Origin of the sequence: Litoreibacter halocynthiae (assembly GCF_004365635.1) — a bacterium.
GTDB classification, from domain to species: domain Bacteria; phylum Pseudomonadota; class Alphaproteobacteria; order Rhodobacterales; family Rhodobacteraceae; genus Litoreibacter; species Litoreibacter halocynthiae.
This window is the reverse complement of the sequence record NZ_SOBH01000003.1, coordinates 14,023-32,858: the sequence shown is the minus strand read 5'-3', so window position 1 is coordinate 32,858 and position 18,836 is coordinate 14,023. Positions and strand designations below refer to the sequence as shown.

Annotated in this window: 18 protein-coding genes; 11 read left to right on the top strand and 7 right to left on the bottom strand. The window is 58.5% G+C overall.

Features of this window, described 5'->3' with window-relative positions:
• Positions 1–117: 117 nt before the first annotated feature.
• Together BDE40_RS11915 and BDE40_RS11910 are read left to right on the top strand one after the other, a co-directional pair.
• Positions 118–1,419, top strand: coding sequence for an oligosaccharide flippase family protein (locus tag BDE40_RS11915; RefSeq protein WP_134014804.1), 1,302 nt, complete (start codon positions 118–120; stop codon positions 1,417–1,419).
• Position 1,420: 1 nt separating this feature from the next.
• A complete protein-coding gene (locus BDE40_RS11910) occupies positions 1,421–2,314 on the top strand; it encodes a hypothetical protein (protein WP_134014802.1) in 894 nt (297 codons plus the stop codon).
• On the opposite strand, the gene BDE40_RS11905 is transcribed toward BDE40_RS11910, so the two are convergent.
• Entirely contained in the window at positions 2,311–4,542 is a 2,232-nt protein-coding gene (locus BDE40_RS11905; RefSeq protein ID WP_134014800.1) for a hypothetical protein, read from the bottom strand. The two genes, BDE40_RS11910 and BDE40_RS11905, sit on opposite strands and share 4 nt — an antisense overlap.
• A gap of 196 nt (positions 4,543–4,738) precedes the next feature.
• The gene (locus tag BDE40_RS11900) at positions 4,739–5,170 is read right to left on the bottom strand and encodes an acyltransferase (protein ID WP_134014798.1); all 432 of its coding nucleotides are present in this window, start codon (positions 5,168–5,170) and stop codon (positions 4,739–4,741) included.
• Positions 5,171–5,488: 318 nt separating this feature from the next.
• Between BDE40_RS11900 and BDE40_RS11895 the strand changes: the two genes are divergently transcribed.
• On the top strand, positions 5,489–6,787 hold the full coding sequence (locus tag BDE40_RS11895) for an O-antigen ligase family protein (protein WP_134014796.1): 1,299 nt from the start codon (positions 5,489–5,491) through the stop codon (positions 6,785–6,787).
• Positions 6,784–7,695: a glycosyltransferase family 2 protein gene (locus BDE40_RS11890; protein ID WP_134014794.1), complete on the top strand. Its 912-nt coding sequence runs from the start codon at positions 6,784–6,786 to the stop codon at positions 7,693–7,695. Before BDE40_RS11895 ends, BDE40_RS11890 begins: the two co-directional genes overlap by 4 nt.
• Before the next feature lie 2 nt (positions 7,696–7,697).
• Here BDE40_RS11890 and BDE40_RS11885 read toward each other — a convergent pair whose 3' ends face one another.
• The 5 genes from BDE40_RS11885 to BDE40_RS11865 are packed head-to-tail and all read right to left on the bottom strand — an operon-like array spanning position 7,698 to position 11,203.
• Positions 7,698–8,162: a glycosyltransferase gene (locus BDE40_RS11885; RefSeq protein WP_134014792.1), complete on the bottom strand. Its 465-nt coding sequence runs from the start codon at positions 8,160–8,162 to the stop codon at positions 7,698–7,700.
• The gene (locus BDE40_RS11880) at positions 8,159–8,590 is read right to left on the bottom strand and encodes a glycosyltransferase family protein (RefSeq protein WP_134014790.1); all 432 of its coding nucleotides are present in this window, start codon (positions 8,588–8,590) and stop codon (positions 8,159–8,161) included. The genes BDE40_RS11885 and BDE40_RS11880 overlap by 4 nt, the downstream gene beginning before the upstream one ends.
• A 2-nt stretch (positions 8,591–8,592) precedes the next feature.
• Complete coding sequence (locus tag BDE40_RS11875; RefSeq protein ID WP_134014788.1) at positions 8,593–9,909, bottom strand: hypothetical protein; 1,317 nt, start codon at positions 9,907–9,909, stop codon at positions 8,593–8,595.
• Positions 9,906–10,484 (bottom strand): polysaccharide biosynthesis/export family protein, encoded by a 579-nt coding sequence (locus BDE40_RS11870; protein ID WP_134014786.1) that lies wholly within the window; start codon positions 10,482–10,484, stop codon positions 9,906–9,908. Before BDE40_RS11870 ends, BDE40_RS11875 begins: the two co-directional genes overlap by 4 nt.
• Positions 10,485–10,516: 32 nt before the next feature.
• Complete coding sequence (locus BDE40_RS11865; RefSeq protein ID WP_134014785.1) at positions 10,517–11,203, bottom strand: sugar transferase; 687 nt, start codon at positions 11,201–11,203, stop codon at positions 10,517–10,519.
• Between the two features lie 108 nt (positions 11,204–11,311).
• Here BDE40_RS11865 and BDE40_RS11860 point away from each other — a divergent pair, with 108 nt between their 5' ends.
• From BDE40_RS11860 to BDE40_RS11830, 7 genes are all read left to right on the top strand, one after another.
• Positions 11,312–12,514, top strand: a complete 1,203-nt coding sequence (locus BDE40_RS11860) for a GumC domain-containing protein (protein WP_134014783.1) — start codon at positions 11,312–11,314, stop codon at positions 12,512–12,514.
• A gap of 9 nt (positions 12,515–12,523) precedes the next feature.
• The gene (locus BDE40_RS11855; RefSeq protein ID WP_134014781.1) at positions 12,524–13,321 is read left to right on the top strand and encodes a CpsD/CapB family tyrosine-protein kinase; all 798 of its coding nucleotides are present in this window, start codon (positions 12,524–12,526) and stop codon (positions 13,319–13,321) included.
• A 3-nt stretch (positions 13,322–13,324) separates the two neighbouring features.
• Entirely contained in the window at positions 13,325–13,900 is a 576-nt protein-coding gene (locus BDE40_RS11850) for an acyltransferase (RefSeq protein ID WP_246030441.1), read from the top strand.
• Positions 13,900–14,769, top strand: coding sequence for a glycosyltransferase family 2 protein (locus tag BDE40_RS11845; RefSeq protein ID WP_134014779.1), 870 nt, complete (start codon positions 13,900–13,902; stop codon positions 14,767–14,769). Before BDE40_RS11850 ends, BDE40_RS11845 begins: the two co-directional genes overlap by 1 nt.
• 70 nt (positions 14,770–14,839) lie before the next feature.
• Entirely contained in the window at positions 14,840–16,360 is a 1,521-nt protein-coding gene (gene gpmI / locus BDE40_RS11840) for a 2,3-bisphosphoglycerate-independent phosphoglycerate mutase (RefSeq protein WP_134014777.1), read from the top strand.
• On the top strand, positions 16,357–17,484 hold the full coding sequence (locus BDE40_RS11835; protein ID WP_134014775.1) for a murein hydrolase activator EnvC family protein: 1,128 nt from the start codon (positions 16,357–16,359) through the stop codon (positions 17,482–17,484). Before gpmI ends, BDE40_RS11835 begins: the two co-directional genes overlap by 4 nt.
• A gap of 7 nt (positions 17,485–17,491) precedes the next feature.
• A complete protein-coding gene (locus BDE40_RS11830; RefSeq protein ID WP_134014773.1) occupies positions 17,492–18,835 on the top strand; it encodes a S41 family peptidase in 1,344 nt (447 codons plus the stop codon).
• Position 18,836: the final 1 nt, after the last annotated feature.

The following is an 18,836-nucleotide window of genomic DNA, read 5'->3' as shown; positions in this document are numbered from 1 at the left end:
AATTTTTGAAATATCGTGGGGCAAGTCGGGCCAGCTTTCATGATTTCAGAAACGCATTTACCTGCCGTTAAACAACAGAGTGGTTAATGGGCCGTAAACCCAGACCGGAGCGCTCACTTGATCCGCATCATAACCTTGCTCTCAGGCCATGGCCTCGCATCGCTGTCGACTTTGGCCCGTAACCTTGTGATCGCCCGGCTTCTGGGGCCACAGGACTACGGCCTTGCGGTAGCGTTGGTTCTCCTCGCGGCAGCGGCGGAAATGGGGACCACGCTGGGCTTGCCGCAGTTGATCGTGAGCCACAAACACGGCGCGGGCCGCAAATTTCAGGGCGTACTTCATTCCGTTCAGATCGCGCGTGGCCTGCTGGGTGCAGTCATGGTGCTTTTCTGCGCAGCGCCACTTGCCAATCTGTTGGGTGCGCCAGAGGCAACCTCTCTGCTACGATGGGCGGCAATTGTGCCATTGGTTCTTGGCTTCACGCATCTTGACCCATTCCGCGCGCAACGCCACCGGAAACACCTGCCACAAAGTTCGGTTCTAGCAATACCAGCGCTGCTTTCCGTCGCAGCCATCTGGCCTGTTTCCGCTTGGCAGTCGGGGCCACGCATCATGCTATCCCTCCTCTTGGTGCAGGCCTTCGCCAGCGTCGCGGTCTCCCACCTAATGTCTCGCCGACGGTACCGGTTGAGCCTTCAGTCAAGCCAAGTCAGACAGGTCTTACGATACGGCCTGCCTTTGATGGGCAACGGCATTTTGCTATTCGCGGTCCTGCATGGAGAAAAGCTCGTTGCAGGGGCAGGATTGGGTTTGGCAGAAATGGGATTGCTGGCCATGGGCTTCGCCCTCACCTTAACGCCAGCCCTGATCCTCGCGCGCAGTTTCCAAGCGTATTACTTGCCCAAGCTCCGCCAAGATCAAATTCCGGTGTTGGGTCTGTCGGCACTTCTGGGGGGGTCATATTTGGTCGCCGTAGCAAGTCTGGCACCCTTGCTCATACCTCTGCTTGGTTCTGGCTTCGCTGAGCTGACATCGGTCATTCCGTTGCTCGCCTGCTTGGCTGCCCTTCGCCTGCCCAAATCAGCGCTGGCTATAGCGGCATTGGCTTCTGGTAGGACCCATTTGCCGGCAATCGCAAACCTTCCCAGACTACTGGCGTTGCCAATTATCTGGCTGTCTTTCGGCTGGGGCGGGGGCATTGAAACGCTGATCCGCATCGCAATCCTGTCTGAAATAACAGGTGTGGGCATAGGCATTCTGCTTGCCCGCACCACGCCCTTTCCAACACGGGACATTTTGGTCGCGTCAGTCATCGCAGGGCTGGTCCTGTCAGGTCAGCTAAGTCTGGCGGCCCTCACTTGTATCTTAGGATGGGCTCTCTTTGCAGTTGGTCCATCACCCCTAAAAGCCGCGGCATAGCATGAGCATGGCAATTCATATCGGGTATCACAAGACTGCCACAACTTGGCTGCAGAAGCGCGTGTTTACCCCGCAGATGGGCTTCGTTACCCTACTTGATCACGGTGAGGTAGACCGTCTGATCATCAAACCCCATGACCTGTATTTCGACCCTAAACCGGCACAAGACGCGCTAAAAATTCAACAGCAAGTTAAGCCCTCGAACACCTGTGCCATTGTGTCGTCCGAGACCCTGTCTGGTCACCCATTCTACGGCGGCCAACAAAGTGCTGCAATCGCGCATAGGCTTCGCGATATTGCTCCGGATGCGCGTATTCTGATCACTGTCAGGTCACAGGAGACGATGTTGCCTTCGGTCTACATGCAGTATTTGCAGCGCGGCGGAACCCTGAGCCATCAGGCGTTTTTCGCGGGGTCCGGTGGGTACGGGTATCCGGGGTTCGAACCATCACATTTTTGCTATGACCGGCTGATCTCGCTGTATCAGAGCCTGTTCAACACGGTTCACGTCATGACTTACGAACATCTGGCAGCGGCTCCCGACCAAGCATTGTCACAGCTTTCCGCAGTGCTGGGTCATTCTATCCCGGCGCTTGATAAAACCGAGGGTGAACGCGTGTCCGCGTCACTGCCGCAAGCCGTCGCGCCGTTGCTGCGAAGGATCAACCATGCGCGAAAATCCACGCTCAACCCGTCCCCCGCGATTGCCTTGTCTCGGGAACCGGGCTGGATGTATCGCGCCCTTGCGGCTGGGGCAGAGTTGGCGCATCCGCTCCTGACCGCCCGCCTCGTCGATGCCTATGTGAAGGCGCATTTCAATGGGATGTTCACCGACAGCAACCAACGGTTGAACCAGGTCACCGGTGAACAATTGGACCTGTCCACCTATCCCTAAATCGCATCGGCCCCCAACTTCCACGCATCCGCGTTCACGGCTGCAGCCGAACCGGCCAAAGTCTTGTAAACCGCGCCAGCCGGATCGCTGCCATCACTGCTTGCGCTTTTCCAGACATCCAGCCGATAGATCGTTCCTTCAACCTGATAGGATCCGTTCGCAGTCGCAAGAAGCAATAGAATGCGGTTATCCGGCACGACACCGGAGCCGGGGATGAACCCCTCATCCATCACCTGAACTCCGTCCACCCAAATGCGTGCAAAACCGTTGCTCATATCTACTGACAGCACAATCTTGGACCTGACAAGATCGCCAATAACTCCCGACGCCGTTTGAATGTTATTCACCTTCACCACCCCGTCAGCATCACGCACGCGAACCCGCAGGCTTCCGCTCGGCAGCACCTCAAGCTTTAGATAGTTGCCCGTCGTGGTCATTAAGGTACGAGACCCCGATGTCGGCACAGACATCGCCAGGTCCAAGGCAAATTGAATCTCACCAACACCTGCCCCCAGCGCGACCGTGTCCCTGAAGTGCGGGCCGCTCGGGCCTGTCACGAAGCTGGGTGTAGTCGCAACCAAGGTGTTGGCCAAAATCGCAGTCGAGGGCAAAGGACGCACACTTATGCCGTCGACCCGCGCAGCACCAACGTCCACGATGGGCAAGTTCTTATAGGTTTCGGCATAGAGGTCTTCCGGAAACTTCACCGCACCCGTAGCACCGCCTTCACCAAAACTGATCACATCCGTCGCGCTGAAGGACCCCGTTTCAGGATAAATGCGAACGCGGCCCTGCACCAACTCCGCCCGCGAGGCGGGTGACCCGTTGATCTGCCAGCCAAAAACGTCCGTCCAATGCGCCAAACCTGCACCAAGCGCCACCTCGTTGCGCACAGCCCGCAGGGTCGTTACCGGCCCTGCGCTGGACCACACCTCGACATAAGCACCCGACGGCTCCCAAATGCACATATCGAATTCCGGCACGCTCCATCCGGTAAGCCCGCTGGACTGCAAAATCGCGTGCGCCGTCAACCTTGCAAACAGCGCTGCGCCATCGTCGTGATCACCGGTGGGGTGACTTTGATCCACCCAGCTTCCCATGCCATCGGGCTCTCCGTTTCGGTAAGCCAGCGGCTCCGGCCCCAACGGCAAAAACCATGTTCCGGCGTTGGCATTGCCAACCATGTCACGCCACGCCAAACGCGCGGCCTGCTTGTTGCTCAGGTTGTCTTGCATTGCCCCCAATGCTGTAACAGTCGCGCTTTGCAGGTCTTCGCTTATGTCAAACCGGTGCGGGCCGAACGGAACCCAGCGCGTGTACGCTGGATCATAAAGCTCCCCAAACCAATGGTCGGCAGTGTAGCTGCCACTTGCACCATAAGTGATTTGCGCAGGAAAGGTGACCGCGCTGCCATCCAGCTTCTTGCCCGTGAACAACGGGAACAGCGCGTCGTCATAGTATCCCGCCAGCGCACCGGGAGAAGCGAACCACGACACCGCAGGCAGCCCGACATGCTGGCCGTCCGCCGTCGCGAAAGCATGCACCGCCGCGTCGTCCTGCCAACTGCGTCCTGCGTTGTTTTCATCAACCAATTCGCGAAAGCCGGTACCAGCGACCGCGTGAAACACGATGGCCACCTTGTCGTTAGGGCGTTCTTCCAGAAACACATTCGCCATCGCCGCCAGCGCCGCTGTGTGCGGGTCTGCATCGGTAAGATGCTTCAGCACCGGAACACCGTCCATCCAGATGGCCTGAACCATGTCATCCGCCAGTAGCTGTTCCGCTGCAATCTGATCATGTGCCAGCGAGCGGATGCGGACGACCTCCGATTGCCCCCAAAGGGCCATCACATGCCCGACCCCAAAACGGTTCGCCCCAACGGCGCGAGTGGCAGGTTCGGACTTGATGCGCACTTCCGGCCTGATCCAGTTTGCCCGCCGCGAGTGCGGGGCCGTGATCTCCCAGTCGCCAGTTGCGGGGATCACCACTGTGTCCACCCAGTTGCTGCTGGTCCCGTCCTCACACACGAACCTCAATTGCACGGTTTCGCCAGAAGTCCCGGTACCACTCAGGGGAATCTCGGCGCTGTCGCGTCCAAAGGCTGCGCCGCTATCAAACAATGTCCGGTCGCGCGAAAACGGATTAAGTGTAATCTGCGTCTGCGCAACAAACGGTGTGCTGTCCTGCACGCGCGCTTGCCCCATTGCCAGTCCAAGAAGTATCGTCATCCGAAGCCTTTCCCGCGCATCCACCTCGCGACAGGAAGGGCAAGAGGCCGCACCACGCGGCACAGCAAAGCGCCTCCCTTACGGGTGCGAAGCGTCTCGTGCATGTGGTTAAACAGGCAATGTCAGCCTGCGCTCGCTCCGCCTTTAGCACAGAACGCAGGGGTGTTGCGCGCGCGCCTTGGCAGCGGTCGCACCTCTAGGTGAGCCCCGCCTGCGCAAGTTCTGCCTCTCGCCGGTCTGCATCATGCAACCGGCCGTATGGGCCTGTCAGGATGTCCCGCCTGATGATACGCGCCGGATTTCCGGCAACCAGACAGCGCGCAGGCACATCTTTCGTAACAATCGCCCCCGCCGCGACAATCGCCCCATCTCCAACACGCACCCCGGGTAAAATCAGGGACCGCGCACCGACAAAACAGTCCTTGCCGATCCATGTGTGCAAATAGACACCGCGCGTGCGGTCATGGGTCAAAATGCAAGCCTCGAACGCAATGTAGCTGGTCTCGCCAATATGGACCCCGATCGGAAAGGTGCGATCCAGACGCGCCGAAAGCGACAACTCCGCGCTTGGGTGAATGTCCATACCAAACAGCCGCGTGTTTATCGCCCGCTTGAGCCCCACCAGCATTCGGCGAAGCCCGAGAACCCGGTTCAGACCCCGACGTCTTGCCTTTACGGCCAAGGGGGTTGGGCCCTGAGCCGAGTATTCAGAGGGTGCGCCTGCTCTTTGACAGGACCGGACGGGAGGCTCGTCGCAAGTAATGTCTTCCATGCGATGTCTTTCTCCGTCCACGCGATCGCCCCGTGATGGGGCAGGGTCTCAAGGACCTGCTCCAATTTATCTAAAAATCTATGAAGCATTGGTTAATCGGCAGGGAAGATTTGCGTTAACCAACCGTTAGCCAATCCGTCGCATCCTGTGCGTGCCTGAAAAGTAAGCCCGCATATGTCTCACACAATCCTCACCAACCCAGATGCAAAGCTGTCCCCGTTGGTCGTCCTGTATCTTGTCGCTGTCGCGCTTCCGGTGCGCTATTCCCTTGGCCCGATCCAAATGACCGGCCTGCGCACAGTTCTGGCGCTTGTGTTCGTCCCCGTTCTGATCAGCTACATCCGCAATCCTCCCGCGAAGGGCTTGTCGACTGACCTGCTCTTCGCGCTCTTCGCGTTCTGGTCCTTGGTCGCTTTCTCGCAAACCTCCCCAACGCACGCGCTTGAAAATACCGGCGCGCTGACGCTGGAGCTGCTGGGCGGTTTCCTGATCGCACGACGCTATATCCGCACGCCCGAACAGTTCCGCGCCACGGTGAAGGTGGTGGCGGCAATCGTGCTTCTGTCCCTTCCACTGGCCATCGCAGAAAGCATCACAGGCCATCCGCCGTTGATTGCGTTGGTCAACGCCCTCCCCGCTGTCACGTCCGTCGCCCCGCTCTCGATAGAGCCGCGATTGGGTCTAGAACGCGCGCAGGTGCTTTTTGCGCATCCCATCCATTATGGCCTGTTCGCTTCAACACTCACTGCGCTGACTTTTGTCGGAATGGCAGGCTCTTGGTCTCTTTGGGCGCGCGTGATCGGCTTGGGTCTTGGCATATCCGCCAGCTTCCTCGCCCTCTCCAGTGGCGCATTCCTATCGGTCCTGTTGCAGACCTTCCTGATCATCTGGGCGCTCGTCTTTCCGCGATGGGGCAAACGCTGGCTTTTTTTGGCGATAATTGCCCTCATTGCCTACGTGACGGTGGACTTGATTTCCAACCGAACACCAGTGCGGGTCTTCTTCAGCTACGCAACCTTCTCGGCCCATAACGCTTACTGGCGCGGCATAATATTCGAGTGGGGCATGCTCAACATCTGGCAAAACCCGCTCTTTGGCATCGGTCTGAACGACTGGGTCCGCCCTCAATTCATGCACTCGGGAAGCATAGATAATTTCTGGCTGGTCCTCGGCATGCGATACGGGCTTCCGGGGTTTGCCATCTTCACCTGCGCCTATATTCTTGGCTTCACGAGAGTCCTTCTATCTTCGGTGCCTTCCGATCTATCCGACATCCGCAGAGCTTGGGTCATTTGCTTTGTCGGACTGACGTTCACCTTGTGCACGGTCCATATCTGGACGTCGATTTTCTCATTTGTGTTCTTTCTGTTCGGCGCTGGGTTGTGGATGATCAGCCCTGCCGCAGTGACGAAGAAACCCAGTCCGAAACGCGCGACCAATCGCTTCACCCGATTTGCCGCAGTGCCAGCATGACGATCCCCCTTGGCTGTATCATCGTCACCTATAATTCGGCGGGCTACATCCTCGATTGCCTGCAAAGCCTGTGTCAGGCAAAGGCCGTGGACCTGAGGATTGTCCTTGTCGACAACGCCTCTCACGATGCCACTGTGCAAGTGGTCCGCAACTGGGCGGCGCAAACTAAACTTGAAATTTCACTGATACAGGCCCCGAAAAATCTGGGCTTCGCTGGTGGGGTAAATTTGGGTCTAACCCGCCTGCTGAACGACCCGCAGCTGGACAGGTTCTGGATTCTCAATCCCGATTGCACCGTCCCGTCGCATACACCCGCCGCATTGTCGCGCGCGCCGCTCCCGTTCGCGCTGCTGGGGCATCGGATTGCCTACCAAGGCCAGCCGCCACAAATTCAAATCGACGGTGGCCGGATCAACCGGTGGACGGGGGCGACGCAAAACATCAACATCGGGAAGGACGCTGTAACGACACCCCATCCCGATCAATCAGATCTGGACTTCATTTCCGGTGCCAGCATGGTCGCATCACGCAGTTTCGTCGAACAAGCCGGACTCATGCCAGAGCAGTACTTCCTCTACTACGAAGAAGTTGATTGGGCTCAACGGCGCGGGGCGCTCCCACTGGCAATCTGTAAAGACGCAGTTGTTTATCACAGTGCCGGCGCTTCAATCGGATCACCAACGCTCAGCCGCGGCCCATCCCCGATATCAGCCTACTTCAAGCACCGCGGGCGCTTGATGTTCATGGCACGGCACAACCTTTTACGCGTGCCAATTGCATATCTGTTCGGCTGGGGGAAAATCATCCAGCATGCCCTGCGCCGCCAGTTCACACCCATTCCGGCCATAGTCAGGGCCCTGCACGGGCGCCCCGCGGGCCGGAAAATCAGATCAGTACTCGATCCCTGAAATCATGCACCAACGAAAGTACTGATCCGATCCACAAGCTGGTTAAACTGCGGATGCAGTTCCGCCTCCGGCGGCTCAATCGCGCCATCCAGAAATGCCGGGATTTGATCTAGCTCCCACGCAACCCGCAGTCCGGCCCGCCCGTCCAGCGCGGCGGCCGTCGCGAGTTGATGATCGTTCCGATGCTCTGAAAGCTTCGCCCGACGGGGTACCACAATAATAGGTTTATTTATCGCTTTGGTCGCCAAAATAGACCCTATTCCAGCATGAGAGACGATCACGCGAGCCTCAGTCATAAACGTACCGAACTGATAACCTGGCAGGGATCGGTATGTCTCGCACCCGTTGAAGCCACTCCGATCCCCTGTCTGAAGCACCACGCGCTCGCCATGCGTTTGCGCCCAGCGCGCCATATAGTTGATCAGGCGCGGAAACGGCAGTTGCGTGCCAACGGTCACGAAAATCATAGCACCGAGCCCGCGAAAACCGCGCCCGTTTCCTCCGCCACGCCTTCCCACTGGGTCATCCAGAGATCAGAAAACCGCCGCGTAAGCCTGCCAGACAATGACATCTGTTCGGCATTGGCAATCGAATCGATCCAGATCGTCCGGTGGCCAAGCAGTTTGGCAATGATCAAAGCCAACGCCCCGGGGGCGGCACCTGTCGAAATGACGACATCCGGCCTGACACGGTACACCAACCGCCACGCCGCCAACACGCCCGCCACCAGCTGCATCGGCGTACGCATATTGCAATCTGGCAAGCGATGAACCTTTAGATCGCCCACATGTGCGCTACACGCATATTCTATGTCCACGTTACCCAGCGCATGCGACAGCAACCGCATCTGCTGCCAATGTCCGCCGCCAGATGAAACAGCCAGAACTCGAACCATATTCACAATCCTCCTGAAAATTTGTGCTCGAACGTGACGAATCCGGAGTTCGAGCCGACACGGCCCGTCGTCGCATCACGCCGAACCCGCCGTTCTACTCCCGCAACCACGCCCCAATCCCGTCGCAGTGCGTGGTGATAGGATGTCCTGAAATGCCCCGCCGACCGCTCGGGCGTCACGCTTGTCCGGTTCGTTTTGAAATACCCGACAGAGACATCCATTGTGCCGCGTGCGCCGACCTTGCGCACCAAACCAACGGCCAGCTTGGTCGCAATGCGGCTCTCGCCCGTCTCGTCCGATGCGATGAAATCCCGCGACGCTAGGGTCGTGATTTGCGTCGATGCCATATCGGCAGCAAACTCAAGCGACATCGTAAGATCGGGGGTTGTATTGGCTGGCTTGGCAACGCCAACCGTCAGTCTGAGCGATCTGTCCAAGGCGGAATCGACCAAGCCAAACCGCAAACGCCGAAGCGGGCCAGCTTTGATCTGTTCTGATGATGCGATAGTAAAGACCGAGCCGTTGCGTTGGCGTCGTGTCATCTTCAACAGCCACTCGAGACCGGAATTCGTAACAGACGGACGCGCATTGACCTGTCTGACCGTCGACCATCCAAAATCGGCATCGACCTCGGTAACTTTTGACAGCTTATGGGTCACACCCACACCCGCGGCCCTCTGCCGTTGCAACACGGCTGTGGACCCCGAAGTCCTGAGTTGCTCGTCACCAAGATAAAGCCGCGCCTTGGTCAACTCGCTAAACCGGAACACCGTTTCGATCCTTGCAAACTGACGCGTGCTTCTGGTTGCCGATGGACCAAAACTCTTCCGGCGTCTCACCCCGTAACTCAGATCAAACCCGATTGGCCGTTCAATTCCCGAAACAAGCGCGATATCCCCGCCAAAAATCCGGGATTCTGTCTGACTTGGTGCAAGATCAAACCCGCCAGATGCACCCAAGCCGCGACCGATCGCATAGGCAGCCCTGGCCGGATGCTTTTGGCCAAATACATTGACCGCAAACTGGCTGGATTTGGTCTTACGGCCATATTCCAGTTCGGCCTCCGAACGCTTGTGAGCATGGCCAATGACGTCACCGTCAAACCGCAACTCAACCTTCTCGGTTCGGGTTTTTGAAGACATCAAGAATTGCACCGAGGCTGCCCCATGCTGGGCGGAAGCAGGCATGCCGGTCAGGTCAATGTCGTTATCAATCACGGCCCCGAAACCAATCGTAAGATCAGCATGCAAACCGCCATCATCCTCCGCCAGAAGTGGCCCGGATATCACCACAGCCAGAATCAGGCCCAACCTGATCATTCAAACAGCTTCCGTTCCGGAACGATCACCACATCGCCGGGGGCAAGGAGGAAGCTTGCTCCGCCCCCTTGCATCAACTTCTTCACATTCACTCGGTAGGTTTTGGTGATGCCATCCGCACTCGCAACCCGCCGCACTTGGACGCGCTTTGTCGCCGCATAGGGCGTTGTCCCGCCAGCCTGTGCCAGAAATTGAAGCAACGACGATCCCTGCTGAAGCTGCAGTTTACCGGGCCTGCCCAATTCACCCATGCCAAACACCGTGATCAGGTTGTCCGACGCTTTCGGCGCAGAAATCGCCCGTGCCGATGTTTCCTTCCGTGCAATCGATGCGACTGCCACATGCAGGCTTGGCCGCTGGGCAAAATTGGGGGCAAGGCCGCTCGTCAGCGCTTCGCGAACTTGGCTAAGCGTAAGGCCCGCCGCCGCAACTTGGCCGATCATCGGAAAGGCGATGGTGCCGTCCGGCAGCACCAATGCGTTCCGGTTCAGGCTGCTGTCCTCGATGACCTCAATCCGCAGCGTGTCGCCGGATTGCAAAACATAGGATTTCGCTGCTACCGGCCCCGCCAACATCAGCGCAAAACACAAAAACCAGCGGCACAGGGTCAATGTCCCGTCCCCCAAAGCACAACGCCAAAGGTGCGGCCAATCAATGACAGGTCGCTGACCAAGCCAATCTCGCGCTCGTACATCGCATCGTATTTTGCGCGGGCGTAGAAACTCTCGTCATTGCGGCCAAACACCTGCCAAGGCCCGGTTAGGCCCGGTCGTAACCTGAAATATGCGGATCCTGGGTAAAGGATTGCTTGCTCTTGCAGAATTGGACGCGGGCCGACCAGCGACATCTCCCCAAGGATCACATTCCAAAGCTGGGGCAACTCGTCCAGCGAGGTCTTCCGAAGAAAACTTCCCGCAAAGGTCACACGCGGGTCACGACGCAGTTTCTGGCTTTTCTGCCACTCGACGGCGGCGCGCGGGTCACGCATCAGGATTTCACTCAGATGCTGCTCCGCATTCACGCGCATCGTGCGAAGCTTGAACATCCGGAACACCCGACCACCATACCCCACGCGCGGTTGAGTGTAGAACGCAGGGCCGCCATCCAGTTTCGCCAGAATCATACCTAGAATGACCAGCGGCACCGAAATCGGCGCAGTCAAAAGCACCAAGCCAACATCCAGCACCCGCTTCCAACTCACTCGGTAACTGTCCGGACGGGTCTTGACCGCAACGGGTTCCCTTGGACGTAGCGCTCGCGCCTTATCGAATTCAGTCGTCAGTCGGGCATCCATCGAGCCGCTTCTCCTTCGCATTGTTTCGGTTCCGTCCGGCAAACCTGTGGAACTCGTCAAAGAAGAACTGAGATGAATTAATTATGTCTTAAGTTTTCAAAGGTCTGAATGAGAAGGATATTTACGGCACCGTCGGGATTGGACCTACACATGTTCGAATGGGGATATTGGCGCTGGCAGATCATACGCTGCTTGCCGCTCGGGATTGTCTCAGCATTTTTTTTCGCCGCAACCGGTTGGTCTGTTCTGGAGGCTAACCCTCCAAAATACGCCGCGTCCGCGCGCATAGTTCTGGAACGGAACGTTGGTCTTGGCGGGACATCCAAGGCGCAACGCACCCCCGAAGAGGTGCAACATCTGCAGGTCGTGGCGCATGCATTGAAGGCAGATTTCAGCGCGACACAGTCGAAGGCGGCGCAGCTCTCGGCAGATGCGCCATTTGTTGCAAACATCGAATCGTCTCGCGACAAGCCAACCTATCTGAAGATCAAATCCACAATGCCCGACGCCACTGCTGCGATTGCACTGGCTCAAACCCTGTCGCTTCGCGCCATTGAACTCAGCAATGGGTTTCAGCAGCACGCCACCGACCTCGCAGTCAACAAACTCCGCGAAAGCCTACGCAATGCGACCGCGCGTCTGGCCACGGCGGAAGTCGACCTGCGCTCCCATTCAAACCAAGCACCAGACCTGCGGATTGAGGAGCTTCAAGATCAAGCATCCCGCCTGCGCGCCACGCTGCGGGCGGCGGAGTCCAAGTCCGCGCCTGAAAACCCGGAAGTTGCAAAACTATACGGTGAGTTGGCAACCGCTCGCGGCCTCTATTCCGACCTTCACCCGAAAGTGCGGCTCATTAAAATCCGCATTGATAAGGCCATTAAGCAACGTCCGGCAGGTCAAACCGGCCAAGACCTGCGCTTTGTGAAACAGCGGATGCAAGATATCGACGCGCAGATTGTTGCGAGCAAGGATCACCAAGCCACAGCAGATCGTCTCAACGCGGCTGTTTCAAGCGCGAAAGCGCGGGTTGAAGCCGCCGACGACAGGCTACAGGCCGCCATGCGCGCAAATGAGGCCAACCGGATCACCCTCAAGGTTGTAAAAGACGCCAGTCTAACCGGGCGAAATCCGGCGAAGGTGCGCGTTGCGATTCTGGCAACCATCGGGCTGGCCGCGCTGCTTCTTGCGATCGGTGTTGCGGCGCTTCGGATCAGGTTCGACGCGCATCTCCGCCGCCCTCGCGACCTGCATGACACCCTTGGATTAACCCCGTTTGCAACCCTTCCCGATCTGGGGCCGAGCCTTGGTTAGGAGCAACCATTGGAACACCTGACAAACACCGACGAAATTTTGCGCACCGCGCAAAGCACGCCAGATGCAGATGCCACTCTTGCTGCCTCAGCGGAGCTTGCCGACCCGCTCAAAAGCTGGAGCCGGTTGAGCGAGGTGACGTTGGACCCGATCACCTTACAGCGGCATCATATTCTAACCACCCAGCCAACCGACGCATCCGCACCCTACGACCGGCTTCGGACCCGCTTGTTGAGCCATATGCGCGCGGCAGGTCATCGTCGCGTTGCAATTACCTCCCCCACATCCGGATGCGGTAGCTCCACAATCGTTGCCAATCTGGCGCTTAGCCTTGCGCGGCAAGAAGACCTGCGGGTCATGGTTCTGGATTTGAACCTTAGAAACCCCAGTCTGATCCACCTCTTCGGACTAAAAGAATCCGGACCGCGCTTCTCTGTTCTGACCGGGCATCGGCGCAACTTTGACAGCACCTGTCTGCGCGTCGGTGCGAATCTCGGACTCAGTCTGAATGCCACCAAACTGGACGACGCAGCGGAGCGTCTCGCCCATGTCAAAACCGCAGCCCTCCTTGACCATATCGAGCGCGATTTTGCACCTGATCTGATGCTCTTCGACCTTGCCCCTTTAAACCCGATGGATGACGCAATAGCGTCTCTATCACTGGCGGATTGCGCACTGTTGGTCGCACGCGCAGACCATTCTACAACCGCCGAGATTGACACTGCCGAACGGACAATCGCAGAAAACACCACTTGCTTGGGTGTTGTCCTGAACGCCTGTCGCTTTACCGACACAAAGGGGGGCTAAAACGTGGCACCCGACACTGCCCTGCCAAGCGCGTGCTTGGCACATAAGCCACCCCTCACAAGCCGTCGCCGGATTTCTCGGTTTCTGCTATCCGTGCTCGACCCCCGCGCATATCTGCACGGGTTCAAACTGCTCAATCACTACAACCAGACCCATGTGATCCCCCGCCGCTCACTCAAAATGGGGGCAGGTGCCGCGATAAGCCCGACCTGCCAGTTCGCCAACCCCGACCGCATCCAGCTAGGCGCGCGCGCCCATCTTGGCGCAGGCTGCTATCTTTGGGCGGGGCCACGATCTGGCCGCATCGAAATTGGCGATGATCTTCTGCTTGGCCCGAATGTCATCATCACGGCGGCCAACTACCGTTTCCGCGACGGTGGGCCGGTCTCGGATCAGGCCATGGACGAAGCAACGGTGCGCATAGCCAACGATGTGTGGATCGGCGCAGGCGTAATCGTGCTTCCGGGTGCTGAAATCGGGGCAGGCGCAATCATTGCGGCGGGGTCGGTCGTCCGCGGGAAGGTGGGCGATGGAGAAATCTTCGCAGGCGTTCCGGCACGCAAGGTCGGGCAACGCTGATGCGCCCGATAGCGTCCGTTATCATCCCGCATTACAATGACAAGGACAGGCTGGGCTTGTGCTTGACGTCGCTGGATCAATGCAGCAGTCGCAAGGACGTTGAAATCATTGTCGTCGACAACGGCCCACCTACGCTGGATGCCGCGTTTCGGGCCAGTCATCCGAATGTCCGCTTTCACCATGAACCAAGGCAAGGCGCCGCCTTTGCCAGAAACACCGGAACGCACCACGCCAAAGGCCACATTCTGATCTTCACGGATAGCGATTGCCAGGTCGCGCCCGATTTCCTGTCTCAGGCTCTTGAACTGGGCTCCATCCACGATATTTCCGGCGGCAAAGTGCGCCTCACAACTCCGACGCACGGCACGCCAAATGCCATTCAGGCCTTCGAGCAGGTATTCGCCTTCAACCAACGCCGCTATATTGAGGAGATGGGCTTCTCCGTCACCGCAAACCTCGTCACAAATATCGAGGTTTTCAACCGCGTCGGGCCGTTCCGCGCAGGTTTGTCCGAAGATTACGATTGGTGCCACCGCGCCACCGCCTGCGGTTACCAGTTGTCCTATCAGCCCGACCTGATCGTCAATCACCCGTGCCGCGCGTCATGGGAGCAGCTCAGGTCAAAATGGAAACGAATTACCGCTGAAACCTATGGTATCCACAAGTCAAACGAGCGCTCGATCATAAGGTGGATACTCCGCGCCCTGATCATGCCGCTATCAATATTGGCCCATGCACCACGCATCCTGACCATACCAACACCCAGCGCGCGCGCAGGTGCGTTGCTTACACTGGTGCGGATACGGCTTTGGCGAATGGCCGAAATGATCCGGCTGGCGCTTGCTCGAAGCCCCGCCGAAACACGGTGATGTGAAAGCCTGTGGTTGAAGCCCCAGCCTGCTCCGCATAGAAGGGATTAGACCCAAAGCGAGCCTGCACATGTCCACCCCCAAACCAGTTGTACTTTGTATCCTCGACGGTTGGGGATTGTCGGATATCACCGAAGCCAATGCTCCGGCCTTGGCAAACACCCCTACATTCGACCGATTGATGGCCACCTGCCCCAACGCGACCCTGATCACCCACGGGCCGGATGTTGGCTTGCCGAAAGGGCAAATGGGCAACTCGGAAGTGGGGCATACAAATATCGGCGCGGGTCGCGTCGTGGCGATGGACCTCGGGCAGATCGACCTTGCGATCGAAGAAGGCACCTTCCAGCAAGAAGCCGCCCTGCAAGGGTTCATATCCAAACTCAAAGACGCTGGTGGAACCGCGCATCTGATGGGTGTCGCCTCTGATGGTGGTGTTCATGGCCATATCACCCACATCATCGCCGCAGCAAAAGCGCTCAGTTCCGCAGGAATAGACACTGTTTTACATGCCATCACCGATGGCCGCGATGTCGCCCCGAAATCTGCGCTTGGCAATATCGAGACGCTAGAACGCGAGCTGCCGGACGACGTGCGCATCGCCACCATATCGGGTCGCTACTACGCTATGGACCGCGACACCCGTTGGGAGCGGGTCGAGCTGGCCTATAACGCAATGATGCTTGGCAAAGGTGCAGCGGCAACCAGCGCGTCCGCGGCGATCGAAGGCTCCTATGCTGACGGCAAAAATGACGAATTCGTCCTGCCAACCGTTATCAATGGCTACAGTGGCGTAAAAGACGGCGACGGCGTTTTCTGCCTCAACTTCCGCGCTGACCGCGCCCGCGAAATCCTGTCGGCAATTGCCGATCCGAAGTTCGATGCGTTCGATGTCTCCACCCGCCCGAAACTGGCAGAATGCCTCGGCATGGTCGACTATTCCTCCGATCACAACGCGTTCATGACGACGGTCTTCCCGAAGAAAAAGATCGCCAACACGTTGGGTGCTTGGGTCGCACAACATGGTCTGCGCCAGTTCCGCGTGGCCGAGACCGAGAAATATCCGCACGTCACGTTCTTCCTGAACGGCGGCAAGGAGGTCCCCGAAGACGGCGAAGACCGCCACATGCCCAAAAGCCCAAAGGTCGCGACCTACGACATGCAGCCGGAGATGTCGGCGGACGAGGTCACCGCCGATCTGGTCGGTGCAATCAACGCGCAATACGATCTGATCGTCGTGAACTTCGCCAACCCCGACATGGTCGGGCATACCGGTGATCTGGCAGCGGCAATCGCAGCCTGTGAGGCGGTGGATCAGGGTCTAAACAAGGCGATTTCGGCCCTAAAAGACGTTGGCGGCGCCATGATCGTCACCGCCGATCACGGGAACTGCGAAACGATGGTCGATCCCGTAACCGGCGGCCCCCACACCGCTCACACAACGAACCCCGTTCCGGTGGTTCTATATGGCGGGCCCGAAGGCGCATCGTTGGCAAGCGGTCGCTTGGCCGACCTCGCCCCGACATTGCTGGAGCTGATGGGTCTTCCAAAGCCGGACGAAATGACCGGAGTGTCGTTGATCCGCTCATGAAGCAGCTGTTTATAGCCTTAACATTGCTGGCACTGTCCGGCTCCGCGGTCGCCCAGAGCGATCCGATAACGACCGCGAAGCGGGCCAGCCAGATGCTCGAGGCCGCTGCCGATAGCCTGTCAGAAGCCGAAAGCGCATCAGACCGCGTCGGCGCACTAACCGAAACCGTGCGCGCTTATGAGGAAGGTCTGTCCGCATTGCGCGAAGGACTTCGGCGCGCCTCCATCCAAGAACGTAGCATCGCGTTGGTGTTTGAAGCCAAACGCGACCGGCTGGCGCGGCTGCTTGGGATATTGCAAACCATCGGCACCTCCCCCGCGCCACTTCTGATGATGCACCCGACGGGGGCAATCGGAACCGCGCGATCAGGGATGATCCTGTCCGAAGTAACTCCGGCGCTGCAAAGCGAGGCATTGGTCCTGCGTGGCCAGCTTGAAGAAATCCGCGACATTCGCAGCCTTCAGCAAAGCGCCGCGATCCAGCTGACCAAGTCACTGGCCGAAGTGCAAACCGCCCGCGCCGACCTGTCCAGGGCCATTGCCGACCGCGTCGAGCTTCCCCGAAGCTTCACAAGCGACTCCGACAAGATGCGCGCTTTGATCGAAAGCAGTGATACGCTGCAAGGCTTCGCGTCCGGCCTCACCGATCTGAACCCGTCCGACTTGAACAATCCGGCTGATTTCGAAGCTGCCAAGGGCAACCTGCGACTGCCAGCCGCTGGCACGCTCTTGCATGGCTTCAACGAAACCGACGCATCCGGCATTAACCGCCCGGGCCTTGTGCTTGCCACCCGGGCGCAATCCTTGGTGACCACTCCGTGGCCAGCCACCCTGCGCTATTCCGGCCCGCTTCTGGACTACGGAAACGTGGTCATTCTGGAGCCCAGCAAGGGCTATCTGCTGATTCTCGCTGGCTTGGGGCAAACCTTTGGCGAGGTAGGCGAAGTCCTCGATCAGGGCGCTCCGGTTGGTTTAATGGGCGGTTTGACCCCCAATCCTGACGCTTTTTTGATGACCGCAACCAAAGGTGGTGGCGGCAATCAGCAAGAGTCGCTTTATATAGAACTTAGACAAGGCGACGAGCCGGTCGATCCGGCCACTTGGTTCGCCACCAATAAGGAATGACGTCCGCATGAAAAAATTTCTGATGGCAGCTACGCTTGGCACCGCCGCAAGTGTTCTGGTGACCACGCAATTCGCAGGCCCTCTGATCGCACAAGAGGCGGAGAAGAAGTCGACTGTCTATGAGCAGCTGGACCTGTTCGGCGACATCTTCGAGCGTATCCGCGCGCAATATGTGGAAGATGTCGACGAGGCTGACCTGATTGAGGCCGCGATTAACGGCATGCTCACATCGCTTGATCCACATTCCTCCTACCTGCCACCCAAAGATTTCGACGACATGCGCACGCAAACTTCGGGCGAATTCGGCGGGCTCGGGATCGAAGTCACGCAGGAAGACGGCTACGTCAAAGTCGTCTCACCCATGGACGGCACCCCCGCGGACGAGGCGGGCATGGAATCCGGCGACTTCATCACCACCGTTGATGGCACCAGCCTGTTGGGCCTCACTTTGGAAGAAGCTGTCGAAATGATGCGCGGGCCGGTCGGGTCTGAAATCATTCTGACGGTTGTGCGCGAAGGTGTGGACGAGCCCTTTGAGGTGTCCATCGTGCGCGACACGATCAAGCTAACCGCCGTGCGGACCCGCCTTGAAGGCGACTCGGTCGTGCTGCGTGTGACCACGTTCAACCGCCAGACGTTCCCGAACCTCAAAGAAGGTCTGGCCAAGCAAATCGACGAAGCTGGTGGCGAAGACAAGATCAACGGCATCGTGCTGGACCTGCGCAACAACCCCGGCGGGCTTTTGACCCAAGCGATCGCGGTATCCGACGCCTTCCTTGATAAGGGCGAAATCGTCTCCACCCGTGGCCGCAATCCCCGCGACAGCGAACGCTACAACGCGACCGAGGGCGATTTGTCCAACGGCAAACCCATCGTGGTGCTTATCAACGGCGGCTCTGCCTCCGCGTCCGAAATCGTCGCGGGTGCGCTGCAAGATCACCGCCGTGCGGTCGTCGTCGGCGAAAAGAGCTTCGGCAAAGGCTCTGTTCAAACCGTTGTTCCGGTGCGCGGCGATGGCGCCATGCGCCTGACCACCTCGCGTTACTACACGCCGTCGGGCCGCTCCATTCAGGCGCTTGGCGTGTCACCCGACATCATCGTGGTGCAACCTCCCCGTAAGCCAGAGGAAGAAGCAACCGAGGAAGAAGCAAAGCGCAACAGCCGGTCCGAGGCCGACCTGCGCGGCTCCCTGACCAACAACGACAAGATTTCGGAAGATGATCTGAAACTGCTGGAAGCAGAGCAGAAGAAAGCCGAGGAAGTCGCCAAACTGCGCGAGCAGGACTACCAACTGGCCTACGCTCTTGACGTGCTGAAAGGCCTCAGCGCCTTGGCACCCGCTGACAAGTAAA